Here is a 15,675-nt window from a genome sequence, read left to right on the forward strand (position 1 = left end):
TTTAATTGTAAGGCTTAAAATCCTTTGTGAATTTTCTTAATTTTTTATTCTCTCCGTCAAAATAGATGGTGTCATTTTTTAAATATGGCGCTGAAAAATAGTTGGCATCATCTGTTTCGATATAATCATCAACCAAATAATAATTCGTGGTTTTCTTGGTAACCGGATCATATTTAGCAGCCGATATACTGTTATTACCTGTTGTATCTATTTTTTTTATTTGCCAGAAATAAATGTTGCCGTTTATTACAGATGGTGAAGAAAAATAGTCATTAAAGTCAGTTATAAACGCTGACAGATTTTGTTTTTTACCATTTACGACCATTATATAACTGCCCAAAGACCCACTGATTGATTTTTGAGATTTCTGTGTTTTCGAAGTATCATCTTCTCCCGGCCCTGTACCTGTTATTGTTAGATACAAATAGTTATCGTTGCCAATTTTCTCAATTCCGTAATATTTGTCAATAGTATCGGCAAGCTTTCCGTTCCTTGTTACAACGGCATAGCTGCCTCCCATAACAGTTGCATCAAAAATACCTGTGTCAATTACAATGTAGTCTTTATTAAGCTGATAAGGCTTAAACGAGGTAGTGGTATCTCGTTTAACTGTATCAGATATTAATTGTTTATGATTACCGTTGTGACAAGCAGTGAGTGCAAACAAACTCAAAAGGTATGCAAGCTTTTTCATGATCAACTATTGTTTCTGACACTCACAGCATTCCTGTGTGCATGTAAACCCTCCAATTCGGCCAAAACTTCAACTGTTGGACCGATGTTTTGGATCCCTTCGCGAGTGATATGCTGAAACGTGATCTTTTTCACAAACGAATCAACTGACACACCCGAATAAGCCCTTGCATAACTGCTGGTTGGCAGGGTATGGTTGGTTCCTGATGCATAGTCACCTGCGCTTTCTGGTGTTAAGTTTCCTAAAAATACTGAACCCGCATTGATGATGTCTCCGGTGATCTGTTCCCAACTGTCGGTTGCCAGGATCAGGTGCTCAGGAGCATATTGATTGCTGAAACTCATTGCTTCGTTCAGGTTATCAGTGATCACCACATATGAATTATCGATGGCCATTTTGGCTATCTCCCCACGGGGCAATACAGGCAGTTGTTTTTCAACTTCGGCAATGGCTTTTTCGGCAACATCAACGGAGGTACAAACCAATACAGCCTGGCTGTCGATGCCATGCTCGGCCTGGGCCAGCAGATCGGCTGCAATGTATGCCGGAATAGCCGTTTCATCTGCAATAACCAATACTTCCGACGGGCCCGCAGGCATATCAATTGCCGTTGTGGTGGTTGACTGGATAATGGTTTTAGCTTTGGTTACAAACTGGTTGCCGGGCCCGAAGATCTTATCTACCTTAGGGATGCTTGCAGTTCCGTAAGCCATTGCCGCCACAGCCTGCGAACCACCTGCCAGGTAGATCTTATCGATCCCCAGCATCAGCGCTACATAAGCTATAAAGGCATTTACCCTACCGTTTTTTTGCGGGGGTGAGCAAACTACTATTTCATGGCAACCGGCAATACATGCCGGGATTCCCAGCATCAAAAACGTACTTGGCAATACAGCAGAGCCACCGGGGATATACAAGCCTACTTTTTCAATCGGCCTTAATTCGCGCCAGCAGGTTACGCCGGGCATGGTTTCAACTTTGTCCTCGGTTTTTAGCTGCGTTTGGTGAAACTTGTAAATGTTGCTATACGCTGTTTCCAACGCTGCTTTCTGATCGGCAGATATTGCTTTGGCAATTTCTTCCAGTTCGGCTTTATCAAGATAAAGTTTGTTCAGTTCTACCTTGTCAAACTTTAAAGCATAATCAAGCAGGGCTTTGTCACCATGCTGCTGCACGCTGGCAATCACATCTTCAACAATAGTCCTGATCTCATTGGCCGGGTCAACATTACGCTGAACCAGCTTCTGGATATCGGATGCAGTAAGTTCTGAATAATTGTATGTCTTCATACCCCCAAACCCCCTAAAGGGGCGTTATGTCCTAAAGTAAACTATTCAATTTATTATATAACCACACTCGCTCCCCCTTCAGTGGGCCGGGGGGCTTACAAAATGATCTTCTCAATAGGCATTACCACAATGCCTTGTGCGCCGGCTTGTTTAAGCTGGCTTATGCGGTCCCAGAAATCACGTTCGGGGATCACAGTATGCACTGCTACCCAGCCATCTTCGGCCAATGGTACTACCGACGGGCTTTTTACGCCCGGCAATAAAGCAATAACGGCATCGAGGTTTTTTTTCTCAACGTTAAGTACCACGTATTTAGTTTCTTTAGCGCGTAAAACTGATTGAATACGCTGGATCAGTTCCTGCACAAGGTCGCTTTCGGCAATGGCCTTGCTGCCTATCAGTACCGCCTCAGATGACATTACATCGGCAAAAGGTTTCAGTCCGTTGCTTTTAAGGGTACCGCCTGTTGATACCAAATCGCAAATGGCGTCGCTAAGACCTAAGCCAGGTGATATTTCAACCGAACCGGAAATGGTGCGGATATCTGAAGTAATATTTTGTTGTTTTAAAAACTTGCCTAAAATGGCAGGGTAGGTGGTAGCAATTGCTTTGCCGTGTAAATCGGCCAGTGAGTTGATATCGCTGTTGTTGGGCACTGCTATCTTGAGCGAGCATTTACCAAAACCAAGGCGCTGCAGATAGCTTACTTCAACTTCGGTTTCCTGGATCACATTTTCGCCTACGATACCTAAATCGGCAATGCCATCCTGCACATATTCAGGGATATCATCATCGCGAAGGAAAAGGATTTCTAAAGGGAAATTGGATACCGGAGAGATAAGCGAGCTTTTGTAGTTTTCAAAGTTTAAGCCGCAATTTTTTAATAATTCAACGGATTTTTCGTTGAGCCTACCCGATTTTTGGATAGCTATTTTAAGTGTTTTCAAAAGATTGAATTTAAGAGACTATGATAAAAAAGAATATAAACGGAGGTTGTTATTTCGCGTAGAAACATACATATTAGCTGATCACCACATGGTGGTGATGCAGATGAAGATGATGTAGTGCGATACCGTTCATTTTTTATATAGTAAAACTATAGATTAGCGGTGCAAATATAGACAGATGTTTTTTAAATCAAAATTTAATGTGAAAAAGTATACGGGTGCGTGAAATTTTCAAGAAGTTTTATGTCCGATTGAACAAGCTTTTAGAATTTAATTTTGTTAACCTTTGCCGTTGTTGGTGACAATAGCAATCGCTGATTGCAATGAGAGGGGGTTAACAGGGTTAACATAAATTTGAATATGTTGAACTAAGTAATTGGTTGTCAGTTATTTAATTTGAAGGTAGGGTTACTCCAAAGATTATTAAAATACTTCGCCTGTGGCCAACTTGTTGTCACCCGCCCGTTATTGGTGTTGTCAGGTAACTATATACCTGTTAGACCATGTGGATGAGAAAAGAATTACTTCAACGTTAATTCTTCAGTAAACAAATGCCCATTGGGGCATTTGTATGTATAGATTATCAGTTTACCATCTCGCTTATTCGATACAATTTCTTTTGCTTCTTCACCACATTCTAAACAGTCGGGGTAAGGTTTTTTAGGCAAAGGAATATTCACCGATGCTTTTATTATAGAGTTAAAGATGTTTGATGCTTCTTTGGGGTGCTTTTGCCCTGCCATAAAACAAAGATAAACATTGACAAATGAAGCCCGCCCGTTGTTGGTGACAATACCAACAACGGTGGGAAGTCGCGTTTCTTCAATTCGTCGTAATCCTGAAATTCCATAAATCATGGTTCAGACTCATATTCATAAATCGCCCCTTCTTCGCCAAAATCCTTGATCTTTTTGAGGTTTTTAACCTTTTGGATATCCTTCAGGTTGATTAGCTCTGGGTTCTCCAATACATTAAACCAAATAAGATAATAATGTTTCACCTTATAAAACTTATCGATATCCTTTGTGAAGAAACGGTGCGGCACCAGGTAGGATGACATGCCCGAGAAAAAGTAAACGGCTTCATGCGCGTCGGTATAGATTTTGACGCCGGGTTTAAACAGGCGGTGGTCTGTACCCCTTAAATAGGCTGCAAATTCCGAATCTATCCAGCTTTCGTCGGTATAGCCGGGGTTACCGTATTCGTCGGCTACCTGGTCGTTGTACCGGGCTTTATCTATCAAAAATTCGCTGGTGATAAAACCCAGCATCAGCATAATCATTACAGCACCGATAATGCGCCGGGTAGTGGTATCGTTTATTTTTTTCAGCAGGAGCAAAGCCCAACTGGTATATCCCCATAAAGCCGAAATGTACAATGGCGATAACAGGCGGTGATTGATCCGTTCATACCTTGAGAAAGTAGATGAGAGCACAATAAAAGCCCCGTAAACCAATGCGAAAGTAATGGCCAAATTTTCAAAGCTATCCAGCTTGCGGCGATAATAATTAAATGCCAGGGCAGCGATAAAGCCCAGGAAAATAATAATAGCTATAGGTGTAGCAGCCCAGTATTGATTGGGAGTGAGACCCATCCAGTCGCACATTACGGTGCCGAAGTAATACAGGTTTTTGCTAAACGGAGTGATAGATGGCTCCCGCGGACCGGTTGTTGTACCTGTCACAAAAGCATTGAATACGAGGTTACTTACCAATAGCGAGATACAAATTAGCCCGTAAACAATGATATGGGTAATCTTCTTTTTAAGGGGCAATACCCTGTCCAATAGCAAAAGTAAACCGCCTGTACCTACAATGGTAACAGCCGCGTACCTGGTTATGCAACTTATTGCTGCTATAACGGCTGCCACTATAAGTGCTTTAAGCGTGTGTTTTAAAAGGTATTCGCGGAAAGCAACCAAAAAAAACAGGATCTCAAGAATGAACAAGGTCTCCGACCATAAGTATGAATATACCTGTAACAACGGTGGACTGAGGATAATTGCCGCCAGCATCAGCCATTTATAAATTCTTGAGGCAGGTACAAAGTGTTCCATGATCCAGCCGCTGGTGAAAATGAGTGTGGCGAACATGATGCCATTCAACATTGCGCCAAACTTAACAGGATCTATCTGGGTGATAACTGAAATTATACCAAGATAAATAGGATAGAAAACCGGAAAGTCAACAATAGGTACATGGTTAAACGTTAGCAGGGTACCGTGCTCTTTAAAGTTCCTGGCCGCGCTGGTATACATGATACTATCCGGAGAAACTCCTACACCGCTATACCTGAAAAACAAGCTTAATATAAACCAGCCGATTAAGGCGGCTATTACAGCATCAAGGTTTTTTAAGTAGCGGCTTTTTTGCATAGGATAATATAAATATTTGTAAAAAGCAGGAGAGAAGAAAATGTTTTAGGGAAAGGGCTTTATTTTTATGTCATTGCGAGGAGGAACGACGAAGCAATCTCGTAGCCAAGCAGATCGGAAATGCATTGGCTACGAGATTGCCGCGCTACGCTCGCAATGACATATGTTTTTGCTTTTACAGTATCAGATCCAGCACCGTACTGATCGGCTGGTCGCTGTCAATCAGGATGCCTTTTACCCCGGCAGCAGTTCCCGCTTCAACATCGCGTTCACGGTCGCCTATAAAGTAAGATTTTGACGGATCAATGTTATATTTAGCTATGCCTTGCAGCAGGAGCCCCGGTTTTGGTTTGCGGCAATCGCAGTCGCCGGTAAAGTTGGGGTGATGCGGGCAGTAAAAAAAGTCGGTAAGTTCAACGCCGTGTTCATGATAAACCTGTTTCAGGTGAGCGTGCATTTTTGCCAGTTCCTCTTCGGTATACCAGCCTTTGGCCAAACCACCCTGGTTGGTAGCAACAAGCAGCATATAGCCGCGATCCTGCAGGGTTTTAAGGGCATCAAAGTTATCAAGTACATGGAAATCCTCAAAACGGCGAACGTAATCACCCATTTCCTGGTTTAACACACCATCACGATCTAAAAAAACAGCTTTAATTTTATCAGGCATCTATTTTAATTTTTTGGCGAAGGTACGTTTTTTAGTCCATAGTCGATGGTCTATAGACCATGGCTTATAGTTCATAGATCATGGTTGGTGGTTTAAGGAGCATGGGTAGTTTGCTTCGATTACTTAAATTGAAAACGGAGTTTGCGTTGGTTAATAGCGGATACCGGCTATGTTTCTGACCTGGATTAAACGGATTTTAGGATTTGCTCTTAATTCAGATATCATTAGCGATTGTATATGCAAAGAAACTAATCTCTAACCTCCAGCCACTAATCTCTGATCACAAACCATTGATCTCAAAAAATAAAAACAGATATTTACGTAATATCGTTAACCATACTACATCTAAATAAAAATCAGGCCGGTTAAATTGCTGGCTAACAAACTTAAACTAAAAATGGATACATCACTTATTACTACCAGTACAGCCTTAGATGGCTACAGGGTTACCAGGCATTTAGGCGTTGTACGCGGCATTACGGTGCGCAGCCGCAGCGCCTTGGGCAATATTGCCGGCGGTTTTCAATCGCTGTTTGGCGGCAGGCTTTCAATTTATGTTGAACTGTGCGAAAACGCACGCGAAGAGGCTTACCAGCTTTTAATTCAACACGCGCAGGCTATTGGTGCCAATGCCATTATTAACATGCGTTATGATGCCAACGAAGTAATGCAGGGCGTTACAGAAGTGCTTGCTTACGGTACCGCTGTTGTGGTTGAAAAGGTTTAATAAAAAAGGAAAAACCACCCTGAGATTATACCGGGGTGGTTTTTCCTTTTTTATATCGTACAGTTTTACCTTATTTAAAGTATGAAAGTGGAATGGTTTTCCACATACCGTGGGCAAGGTGGCCTATCAGCAGCTCATATATCAGGTATACAGGCCAAAATATGTAATGGATAATAAGTAAAATAACACTGTGATTGTAATACCAGCTTATCATTAAACTATATAATCCTAAAACAAGATATAGTATACTGGTTTCGCGCTTTTCCATTTTCTTGACCTTTATTTTTTAGCTAATTTATAAATTGCGTTTAAATTAACGGCAATTTTTCATGCTGTAAATTACTGTATAATCAGCTGTGCTGTTGGTTTGTTGCTTGCCGGTTTTGGGATCGTACCTGTAAGGCTTTTGGGCAAGCTGATTGCCCCTTAGCTGAAACTCTACGCTCAGCGTATCCGTGCGGCTTTCCTGCCCGTAAGTCCATAAGGCTTTAATAACATTGCCGTTTAAATTGCCCATCAGGCTGCCTTTGCGGGCATCTTTTTCTTTGGGCAGCCAGTCCATATCGCCGGTAACTTTATTGCCGTTAATATGCAGGTTAACTTTTGTAGTATCCTGGCTGGCGGTACCTTCAGTAGTATAAAAGCAATACTCCATATTTACAGCCGGCGCGTCGGGTGCATTAGCCATGGCAGTGTCTTCCTTTTTTATTGCCGTGTCGGCATCATTTGTTGAATGATTGCCCGAGCAAGAGGCAACCGTTATTGTGATAAGGGAAACAAAGCCTAATTGAAATTTCATAACTGTGGTTAATTTTTTTGTTATGACAATTAAAATACTAAAAGGTTCAATCACTCCGGGCTACCGCCACGAAATAGTTACAATGTAACGACTATATACTATTACGGGCCGGCAAGTTTAAGGGGTTGCATAATCCGATTAATTGTGATAGTAAAAGCCTTGTGCTGTTTAATTAACTGTCACAATGACTATATTTAGCCCGTAAACCAACCCAAAAAAACCCATGAAACGCAGAAACTTTGTTCAAAGCTCGGTACTGGCCGGGGCTTCACTTTTTACCACAGGTGTTTTAAAAGCCTCCGCGCTTACCGGTTGCGCTCAACCTACAGGAGAAGTAGCTGCTGTAGCCGGCGATAAACCTTTTAACCTTAACTATGGCATTCACGACGGCATGTTTAAAAGCCATGCAGGCGATGATTTTATCGACCAGATAAAATTTGCATACGATAAAGGTTTCCGCGCTATTGAGGATAACGGGATGAGCGGCCGGCCGGTTGAGCAGCAAAAAAAGATTGGCGAGATATTAGCAAAGCTGGGCATGGCAATGGGCGTTTTTGTGCAGCCAGGCTTGGGCAACGATAGTAACATGCTGGCAACCGGCAATGCCGACCAGGTTGAAAAGTTCATCGCCTCCTGCAAGCAGGCGGTTGAGGTAGCCAAACGCATAGGCAGCAAACTGGTTACCGTGGTCCCCGGCGATTTTGCGCGGAAACTTCCTATCGGTGTGCAAACAGGCAATGTTATTGAAGCCATAAAAAAGGGAACTGCTATACTGGAGCCGCACGGCATTATCATGGTTTTGGAGCCGCTAAGCGATAATCCGGATCTGTTCCTGCGTACACCCGACCAGGCCTATGCCATCTGTAAGGCTGTGGGAAGTCCGTCATGTAAGATCCTGTATGATATGTATCACGTCCAGCGTAACCAGGGTAATATTATCCCGACACTTGATTTGGTTTACGATGAGATAGGCTATTACCAGATAGGGGATAACCCCGGCCGTAAAGAACCCGGAACCGGCGAGGTTAATTATAAAAATATATTCAAACATATTTATAACAAAGGCTATAAAGGCGTAATGGGTATGGAGCATGGTACTGCCGGAACAGGAAAAGAAGGTGAGCTTGCATTAATTAAAGCATATCGTGAGGCTGACAGTTTTATTTAAAATGCTGTTACTGTAGCCGGTTATCAACACTGTTTATTTATGCTTAGCCCCAACTTTAATCCGTTTCCTGTTTTGGTAACTGAGCGCCTTATATTAAGGCGCTTTACCCGTGATGACGCTGCCGATTTGTTTGAAATGAGATCGAACGAAACCGTGATGCAGTACATTCACCGGCCAATCAATAAAACCATTGATGACGCCATTGCACTGATAGACGTGATAGAAGACCTGCTTGGCAAAAACGATGGCATTACCTGGTGTATCTGCCTGAAAAACAATAATAAATATATTGGGAGCATAGGTTTTTGGCGGATAGAGAAAGACAGTCACCGTGCCGAGATCGGGTATCTTTTAAACCCCGCATACCAGGGGCAGCGGCTCATGCAGGAGGCAATAACAGCCGCTATTGACTATGGTTTTAATGTGATGAAACTGCATTCTATAGGAGCTTATGTAAGTCCGGGGAATTTCGCTTCAATTAAATTATTGCTCAAAAACAATTTTGTGCAGGAGGCTTATTTTAAGGAAGATCATTTGTATAAAGGTCGTTTTGAGGATACGATGGTTTATTCGTTATTAACACAAACTTAAATCTGTTAACAAATTATTTATCCCAGCTATTTTTAATTAAAAAAAAATGATGCATGTTTACGCATAGAAACCAATTATACCTGTGCTGAAAACAATTCAGTTTAAATGGGGTTAACATTAAAAAACAAAAGAAACTTATCATGGCAACAGAAAAAGGAAGTGGCATCACCGCTTATTCAGTGAAAACAAAAACTAAAAATGTACCGATGATCAATCCCGTTATCGACGTAAAATCGGGCAGATACATTGCAACAGGAACTGACAGTGAAGGTAACAAAATGGCTGCCATCATGGGCAAAGCAACTGCCGAAGAGCATATCAAAAATGGTAATGCTAAAAAAGGCTCTGGCTGGTAAATAAAACTAAACATAAAAATGCCCTGTATTTGTTGAAAATGCAGGGCGCTTTTGTTTAGTAAGCATTTTGAAATTTTCTACTTATCCGAAGGATTTTTCTTTTTATTTTTTAGCATCTCAACCATCTTAACTAAACGGTCCTGGCGGGTTTTCTCCTGTTTGGCTGTGAGGATCCAAAGTACATACTCCTTTTTATGGCTGTAGGCCAGGGACTGGAAGTAATCAAGCGCTTCCGGATATTGCCCCAATGTTTCCTTTATATAATCGGGGAGGGTTACTATTTTATTATCCACGTCAATATAATCGCCGTACTCATTATTTCGTACAGCCTCATTTCGTCCTTCAGAAACTTTTACAGCTTCAACCGGCCGAAAGCGCAATGCAGTCCATACTTCGTTAACAGCAGCTGATGCTACAGGCCGTAAGCCATACAGAGCCGGGGCGTCCCAACTGCTTATCATTTCCAGATCTGTTTGGATACTTGAACTTTTTTTAGGGTAGATAATCCAGAAAACAGTATCGTCTTTAAGTAAGGGGGTGATTACCTTAAGTTCGGATGTCAGTTCTGTACTGTTGGTTACAAATAGCTGGATACCGTTAAATTCGCCTCCGGTGTTAAATACAAGGCTGGCATTATCCGGCAGGGGAGACAAGCTATCCTGGTAACCTGCGGGCGCATTTTGCAACAACCAGCGTGAATTCGGTTTGATCTGCAGTTTTTTAGCAAGGGCATTCATTGTAAACGTTTTATAATGGATAAAGCTAATGTAAGCAATAAATTAAAATTGAATGACAAGCCCAAACCCTGCTGCATGGTATTTTTAATAGCTTTGCCTTGATGGAACATGTACTTGACAACCCGGCCTGGAACGCGCTTAGCACCGGTAATAAAACCCTTGCAAGTGGTAATGATATAGCTAAATATTTCCCGAAGGAGGTTTCGCCTTTTGTTGCTATTCCCGAAATATCTGCGGAAAATTTCAACCTGCTTTACGATACCATTCCTTTTGAAAGCCACTTTATATTTATTGCACCACATGATGTTGTAATCCCGGAGCAGTGGAACATAGTACACTATCTGAAGTGTCTGCAGATGGTTTTTGAGGGAAAGGTGCCTGCTGGTTTTGCTGATGACGATCTGTTGCCGCTTACAGAGCAACATGTACACCAAATGATTGAACTTACTCAACTAACCAATCCTGGCCCCTTTATAGAGCGAACTATTGAGTTTGGACATTATCACGGCATATTTGATAGAGATAAGTTGGTTGCTATGGCCGGCCAGCGCTTAAACCCTACTCCCTATGCCGAGATCAGCGCAGTTTGTACACACCCCGATTATCTGGGGCGTGGTTATGCAGGCAAATTATTGTTAAACCAGGCTAAGCGGATCAAAGCAGCTTCTGAAATTCCATTTCTGCATGTGAAAAGTGAAAATGAAAGGGCTATTAAAGTGTATGAAAAGCTCGGTTTTGTAACGAGGAAGGAAATGTCGTTTTATGTACTGAGGAAGTAACCCCCTCTAAATCTCCCCGAGGGGGGAGACTTTAAGAAGCATTTTTAAGCCCTCTCTTTTGGAGAGGGTTTGGGTGAGGTTCTATATCGCCATCTTGGCAAAAAAGTCCCAAAGTACGATTCCTGCTGATACAACTATGTTAAACGAATGCTTAGTGCCAAACTGGGGGATCTCAATACAGGCGTCAATCGCTTGCATTACTTCATCACTTACACCGTTTACTTCGTTACCAAAAATCAGGGCGTATTTGCCATCTTCAGCGGGTTTAAACTCGTGAAGCATGGTGCTGTTTTCGGCTTGTTCAATGGCTATGATCTGGTAGCCATCGTTACGTAATTGTTCAACAGCCTGCAGAGGAGTTTCGTAATAAGTCCAGTTAACAGACTGGGTTGCGCCAAGGGCTGTTTTTTCAATTTCGCGGTGAGGTGGTTGGGCGGTAATACCGCAAAGGCAAATCTGTTCAACCGCAAAACCATCGGAGGTGCGGAAAATGGAGCCAATATTGTGCATACTGCGTACGTTATCCAGCACCACGGCTACCGGCAATTTATCCTGTGCTTTAAATTCATCAACCGTAGCCCGGTTCAGCTCATCCAATTTTAATTTGCGCATACTCTTTAGTTCATGGTTCATAGACCGTAGTTCATAGCCAATATGTGTTTAATAACAGGCTATGAACCATGAACTATCAACTATGAACCAAATGCAAAAATACAAAAAAGCCGTTAGTTAAGCACTGAAGCCAATACACCTACACCGTCGCCGATAAGCGAGCTGTAAACAGATGGGGCATATCCTATTTTTTGCGTGTAATATTCGGTTATTTCTTTGCTGAAATTATCGTACGCATCACCTTTTACCAGGGCAATGGCACAACCGCCAAAACCTGCACCCGTCATACGGGCACCCGCAACATCAGGGTTGGTTTTGCTGTATTCGGCAACAGCGTCCAGTTCAACACCGCTTACTTCGTACAAATCGCGCAGGGAATCATGTGAGGCGTACATCAGCCTGCCAAACTCGGTCAGGTTGTTATCTGCAAGGGCCGTTGCGGCCAGTTTTACACGGTCATTTTCTTCAATTACGTGTTTTGCGCGTTTCAGCACAATCGGATCGGTTATCAGGTGTTTGTATTGTTCAAAAGTAGTGCTATTGATCTCGCAAAGATATTTAATGTCCAGTTGCTGTTGCAAGGCCATTAGGGCTGCCTGGCACTCCTCTACGCGTTCGTTATATTTTGATTCGGCCAGTTTGCGGGGTTTATTAGTGTTGATAATGGCAAGTACATAATCGCCAAGATTGCTGTCAACCGCCTGGTAATCCAGGGTATCGCAGTTAAGCATCAGGGCTTTGTTCTTTTCGCCAAAGGCAACTGCAAATTGGTCCATGATACCGCAGTTAACACCTATAAAGTTGTTTTCTACATCTTTTGACAGTTTAACCAGGTCGAGCTTGCTATAGCCGCTGTTAAACAGGTCGTTAAGTGCATAGGAGGTAACCACCTCGATAGAAGCTGATGATGACAAACCCGAACCAATTGGGATATCGCCATAAAATAACATATCCAGGCCTTTTAACGGATGACCATCCTTTACAAAGCGGTCAATAACACCGATAGGAAAGTTAAACCAGTTTTCGCCGGTTTTTTCATAACTGATTTGCAACGGGATATCTTTTTGCTCACTAAAATTTAAACTCCTGAAGCGGAAAACGCCATCCTCATTAGGGGAGGTTAGCAAATAAGTACCAAAAGTAATGGCGCATGGCATAACCAAACCACCGTTATAATCAATATGTTCGCCAATAAGGTTTACACGACCGGGCGAAAAGTACGCGTTGTCTGCTTCTTTGTTAAAGATCTTAATAAATTCCTGGTGCAAATTATTCTTCATTATTCAGGTTGGTTTTTCGGGAAACAAATATTGTAAAAATTGTCAACTTTACAGTTATAAATTTAATTTAATTTTTAATTTATTTTAATGGGATAGTTTTGCAGATATTCGGACCTGATAAAAGCATGCATGCGCAAAAACTGCATGCATGTTATTTAAATACCAATTAAAATAGATACCCATGAAACAATACCTCGTTACCGCCTACGATTATACCGATGCCGAAGCATTTGAACGTCGGTTAGGTGCCCGCCCTCATCATCTTGATGGTGCCAGGGCTTTAAAAGCCAATGGTAATTTTGTGTTAGGAGGAGCCATGCTAAACGATGAAGGCAAGATGATTGGCTCAACCATGATAGTACAGTTTGAAACCGACGAAGAGATGGAAGCCTGGAAACAAAATGATCCGTATGTTACTCAAAAAGTATGGGAAAGTGTTGATGTAAAACCCTTTAAAGTGGCAGACGTTTAACACGGTTTGCAGTCATTAGTCTGCTGTTTGCAGTTACAAAAAAACTCCGCTGTTCGAAGTCAGAGACTTCGGACAGCGAATATCACAGAATGTCAAACAGATTTTCACTGCAAACTGCTAACTCAAAACTGCCCACTGCCTACTGCTCCGCCCATCTGCTCATTTGCCAGTATCCCTGAGCATCTTTAGCATAAAAAGCAGTATAACCTTTGCCCTGCATCGTAAAATTAAAATCAAACTGATTTACCGAACTGTCATCAGGCAAAAAATTGGCGACTACATTATCAGCTACCGCGGTTATCATAGCACTGAAGTCATCCTGTACCTGTTCCTTAGCCTGGGTACTCGCCATAAAATCATTAAAAGTTTCAAACTCGTAAGCTTCGTTACTTTGTTTCCTTGCTGCGTTAAAAGCCGCTTCGGCCCATTGTTGTTTGTAGGCTTCCATAGCGTTGAGCAGGTCTTCGGCTGATATTTCCAGCAGGCCATCCTTGCCAGTAGTGTTATAGCTGTTTAGTATTTCTTCTTTACTTTTCATTCAGGACTAATGTTTCATAATAGCTGCCGGTTTTTTATCCTTTCAATTTGATTCAAAATTAAAAGGACGCCAAATTAATGACATCCTTTTAATTTTAGCTCTTCAAAGTTTTATTTATGCTTCAGACAGGCTATTCAATACATCTATATCATCGTCTGAAAGCTGAATATCGGCGGTTTTCATATTCTCTTCCAGGTGTTTTACACTTGATGTACCCGGGATAAGCAGAATGTTTGGCGAATGGTGAAGCAGCCAGCTTAAGGCCACCTGGTGAAGTGTAGCGCCATGTTTGGCTGCAATGCGATTTAATATCTCCTCGCCCTGCACATTACCGCCGCCAAGCGGGAACCACGGGATAAACGCGATATTATGGTCGCGGGTATATTCCAGTTCCGCTTCCCATTTGCGGTTGTCAACGCTGTACATGTTTTGTATTGATACCACCTCAAAATATTGCTGTGCAAGTTTAATATCTTCAACACTTACTTCAGATAAACCTATATGCCTTATCTTGCCCTCTTGCTGTGCCTTTTGTAAAAATTCAAATGATTTTTCAGCAGGCACTTTAGGGTCGATGCGGTGCAATTGGTAAAGGTCGATACGTTCAACCTGAAGACGTTTCAGACTGCCTTCAAGAGCTTCCTTTAAATGCTCCGGCGAAGAATCTACAGGCCACTCGTTAGGGCCGGTACGCAACAAACCGCCTTTGGTTCCAATCAACAGATCGGCAGGGTAGGGATGCAGGGCTTTCGCAATTAATTCTTCCGATATATTTGGCCCGTAGCTATCGGCTGTGTCAATAAAATTTACACCGAGTTCAATAGCGCGCTTCAACACACGGATGCTTTCGTCTTTATCTTTCGGCGGTCCCCAAATGCCGGGACCTGTGATACGCATTGCGCCGTAACCTAAACGATTAATGGTAATGTCGCCACCAATGGTGAATGTTTTTTCAAATGAACTTGTTGTGCTTGCCATGGTAATGTATTTTGGATTGACTACTGTAAAGTTCAACTAAAAAGCATCAGTATTGTTCATGGAATATATAACATCAATGTCATTTTGAACCTGCATTAATTGCACTAATGGTGTAAACGAATTACACGAATTAAGGCTCAATAGCTATTCGTGTAATTCGCATAAATTCGTTTTCTATTAGTGAATAATCATCTTATCTCCAGGTACCTAATATTAAGCCCATCAGGGTTAGGGACACTACGCTATAGCCGCCGTTTATGAAGATCAGCCGCCAGCTTTTGAGCTCAAACAAACTGTGAATGGCAATAGCGCAAAACGTCCAGATGCCGGCAAGGAAACCCCATAGTGTCCCTAAAGCGGCAGTCGTAGTTGGAACGGCTAAAAACATAGCGAGGTTTACAGCCATAATGATAGAAAAGAAGGCTGTAAAGCCAAAGGCCCTCCCTTTGCTGGATGCCTGAAGCTCGGCACTGCTAAGCTTATTATCTGCCATCCATGCATTGGCAAACAGGGCAGGAGAGTACCAGATACCGCCAACTAAAAACGCGGATAATGCTGCAACCACAACGGCCAGCCAGTTGATAAGTTGAAAATTCATGATGATAATGTTTAAATTAATTGGTTGTACTAATATAACTATTAATAGCTAAAAGCTCAATGCCCAAAG

At 42.2% G+C, this 15,675-nt stretch carries 20 protein-coding genes; 6 read left to right on the top strand and 14 right to left on the bottom strand.

Translation table 11 applies throughout. The features are described from left to right. Nucleotide 1: 1 nt before the first annotated feature. The 6 genes from ABID99_RS06915 to ABID99_RS06940 all read right to left on the bottom strand — a co-directional run bounded on the left by ABID99_RS06915 (nt 2) and on the right by ABID99_RS06940 (nt 5,971). Nucleotides 2–694, bottom strand: a complete 693-nt coding sequence (locus ABID99_RS06915; RefSeq protein ID WP_354484015.1) for a hypothetical protein — start codon at nt 692–694, stop codon at nt 2–4. Nucleotides 695–696: 2 nt separating this feature from the next. After that, nucleotides 697–1,983 (bottom strand): histidinol dehydrogenase, encoded by a 1,287-nt coding sequence (gene hisD, locus ABID99_RS06920; protein WP_373613270.1) that lies wholly within the window; start codon nt 1,981–1,983, stop codon nt 697–699. Between the two features lie 95 nt (nt 1,984–2,078). After that, on the bottom strand, nt 2,079–2,930 hold the full coding sequence (gene hisG, locus ABID99_RS06925) for an ATP phosphoribosyltransferase (protein ID WP_373613271.1): 852 nt from the start codon (nt 2,928–2,930) through the stop codon (nt 2,079–2,081). 521 nt (nt 2,931–3,451) lie between these two features. Next, a complete protein-coding gene (locus tag ABID99_RS06930) occupies nt 3,452–3,787 on the bottom strand; it encodes a hypothetical protein (protein WP_373613272.1) in 336 nt (111 codons plus the stop codon). Beyond that, nucleotides 3,784–5,304 (bottom strand): hypothetical protein, encoded by a 1,521-nt coding sequence (locus tag ABID99_RS06935; RefSeq protein WP_373613273.1) that lies wholly within the window; start codon nt 5,302–5,304, stop codon nt 3,784–3,786. Before ABID99_RS06935 ends, ABID99_RS06930 begins: the two co-directional genes overlap by 4 nt. Nucleotides 5,305–5,479: 175 nt before the next feature. After that, nucleotides 5,480–5,971, bottom strand: coding sequence for an HAD-IIIA family hydrolase (locus ABID99_RS06940; protein WP_090526588.1), 492 nt, complete (start codon nt 5,969–5,971; stop codon nt 5,480–5,482). Between the two features lie 397 nt (nt 5,972–6,368). On the opposite strand from ABID99_RS06940, the gene ABID99_RS06945 reads away from it, so the two are divergent. Beyond that, nucleotides 6,369–6,698, top strand: coding sequence for a YbjQ family protein (locus ABID99_RS06945; RefSeq protein ID WP_090526590.1), 330 nt, complete (start codon nt 6,369–6,371; stop codon nt 6,696–6,698). 70 nt (nt 6,699–6,768) lie between these two features. On the opposite strand, the gene ABID99_RS06950 is transcribed toward ABID99_RS06945, so the two are convergent. Both ABID99_RS06950 and ABID99_RS06955 read right to left on the bottom strand, forming a co-directional pair. Continuing rightward, a complete protein-coding gene (locus tag ABID99_RS06950) occupies nt 6,769–6,966 on the bottom strand; it encodes a hypothetical protein (RefSeq protein ID WP_090526592.1) in 198 nt (65 codons plus the stop codon). A 45-nt stretch (nt 6,967–7,011) separates the two neighbouring features. Then, entirely contained in the window at nt 7,012–7,497 is a 486-nt protein-coding gene (locus ABID99_RS06955; RefSeq protein WP_373613274.1) for a hypothetical protein, read from the bottom strand. A gap of 223 nt (nt 7,498–7,720) precedes the next feature. Here ABID99_RS06955 and ABID99_RS06960 point away from each other — a divergent pair, with 223 nt between their 5' ends. From ABID99_RS06960 to ABID99_RS06970, 3 genes are all read left to right on the top strand, one after another. Then, entirely contained in the window at nt 7,721–8,665 is a 945-nt protein-coding gene (locus ABID99_RS06960) for a hydroxypyruvate isomerase family protein (RefSeq protein ID WP_090527600.1), read from the top strand. A 39-nt stretch (nt 8,666–8,704) separates the two neighbouring features. After that, complete coding sequence (locus ABID99_RS06965) at nt 8,705–9,256, top strand: GNAT family N-acetyltransferase (protein ID WP_373613275.1); 552 nt, start codon at nt 8,705–8,707, stop codon at nt 9,254–9,256. A 140-nt stretch (nt 9,257–9,396) separates the two neighbouring features. After that, nucleotides 9,397–9,612, top strand: a complete 216-nt coding sequence (locus tag ABID99_RS06970; protein ID WP_090526601.1) for a hypothetical protein — start codon at nt 9,397–9,399, stop codon at nt 9,610–9,612. A 77-nt stretch (nt 9,613–9,689) separates the two neighbouring features. Here the strand turns inward: ABID99_RS06970 and ABID99_RS06975 are convergent, their stop codons facing one another. After that, on the bottom strand, nt 9,690–10,349 hold the full coding sequence (locus ABID99_RS06975) for a YdeI/OmpD-associated family protein (RefSeq protein ID WP_373613276.1): 660 nt from the start codon (nt 10,347–10,349) through the stop codon (nt 9,690–9,692). A 101-nt stretch (nt 10,350–10,450) separates the two neighbouring features. On the opposite strand from ABID99_RS06975, the gene ABID99_RS06980 reads away from it, so the two are divergent. Then, nucleotides 10,451–11,128, top strand: a complete 678-nt coding sequence (locus ABID99_RS06980; RefSeq protein WP_373613277.1) for a GNAT family N-acetyltransferase — start codon at nt 10,451–10,453, stop codon at nt 11,126–11,128. An 81-nt stretch (nt 11,129–11,209) separates the two neighbouring features. Here ABID99_RS06980 and ABID99_RS06985 read toward each other — a convergent pair whose 3' ends face one another. Together ABID99_RS06985 and ABID99_RS06990 are read right to left on the bottom strand one after the other, a co-directional pair. Continuing rightward, nucleotides 11,210–11,740 carry an RNA methyltransferase gene (locus ABID99_RS06985; RefSeq protein ID WP_091162906.1) on the bottom strand — a complete coding sequence of 177 codons (531 nt, stop codon included), beginning with the start codon at nt 11,738–11,740 and terminating at the stop codon, nt 11,210–11,212. Between the two features lie 113 nt (nt 11,741–11,853). Next, entirely contained in the window at nt 11,854–13,020 is a 1,167-nt protein-coding gene (locus ABID99_RS06990; RefSeq protein WP_354484005.1) for a galactokinase, read from the bottom strand. 181 nt (nt 13,021–13,201) lie between these two features. On the opposite strand from ABID99_RS06990, the gene ABID99_RS06995 reads away from it, so the two are divergent. Beyond that, nucleotides 13,202–13,492, top strand: a complete 291-nt coding sequence (locus ABID99_RS06995; protein ID WP_373613278.1) for a YciI family protein — start codon at nt 13,202–13,204, stop codon at nt 13,490–13,492. 139 nt (nt 13,493–13,631) lie between these two features. Here the strand turns inward: ABID99_RS06995 and ABID99_RS07000 are convergent, their stop codons facing one another. The 3 genes from ABID99_RS07000 to ABID99_RS07010 form a co-directional block, all read right to left on the bottom strand. After that, nucleotides 13,632–14,030 (bottom strand): hypothetical protein, encoded by a 399-nt coding sequence (locus ABID99_RS07000; protein ID WP_373613279.1) that lies wholly within the window; start codon nt 14,028–14,030, stop codon nt 13,632–13,634. Between the two features lie 114 nt (nt 14,031–14,144). Beyond that, entirely contained in the window at nt 14,145–15,008 is an 864-nt protein-coding gene (locus ABID99_RS07005; RefSeq protein ID WP_373613280.1) for an aldo/keto reductase, read from the bottom strand. Nucleotides 15,009–15,201: 193 nt separating this feature from the next. Continuing rightward, the gene (locus tag ABID99_RS07010) at nt 15,202–15,606 is read right to left on the bottom strand and encodes a DUF1761 domain-containing protein (RefSeq protein ID WP_354483999.1); all 405 of its coding nucleotides are present in this window, start codon (nt 15,604–15,606) and stop codon (nt 15,202–15,204) included. Nucleotides 15,607–15,675 lie beyond the last annotated feature (69 nt).

The sequence above is a fragment of the Mucilaginibacter sp. OAE612 genome (assembly GCF_041806395.1).
GTDB classification, from domain to species: Bacteria; Bacteroidota; Bacteroidia; order Sphingobacteriales; family Sphingobacteriaceae; genus Mucilaginibacter; species Mucilaginibacter rubeus.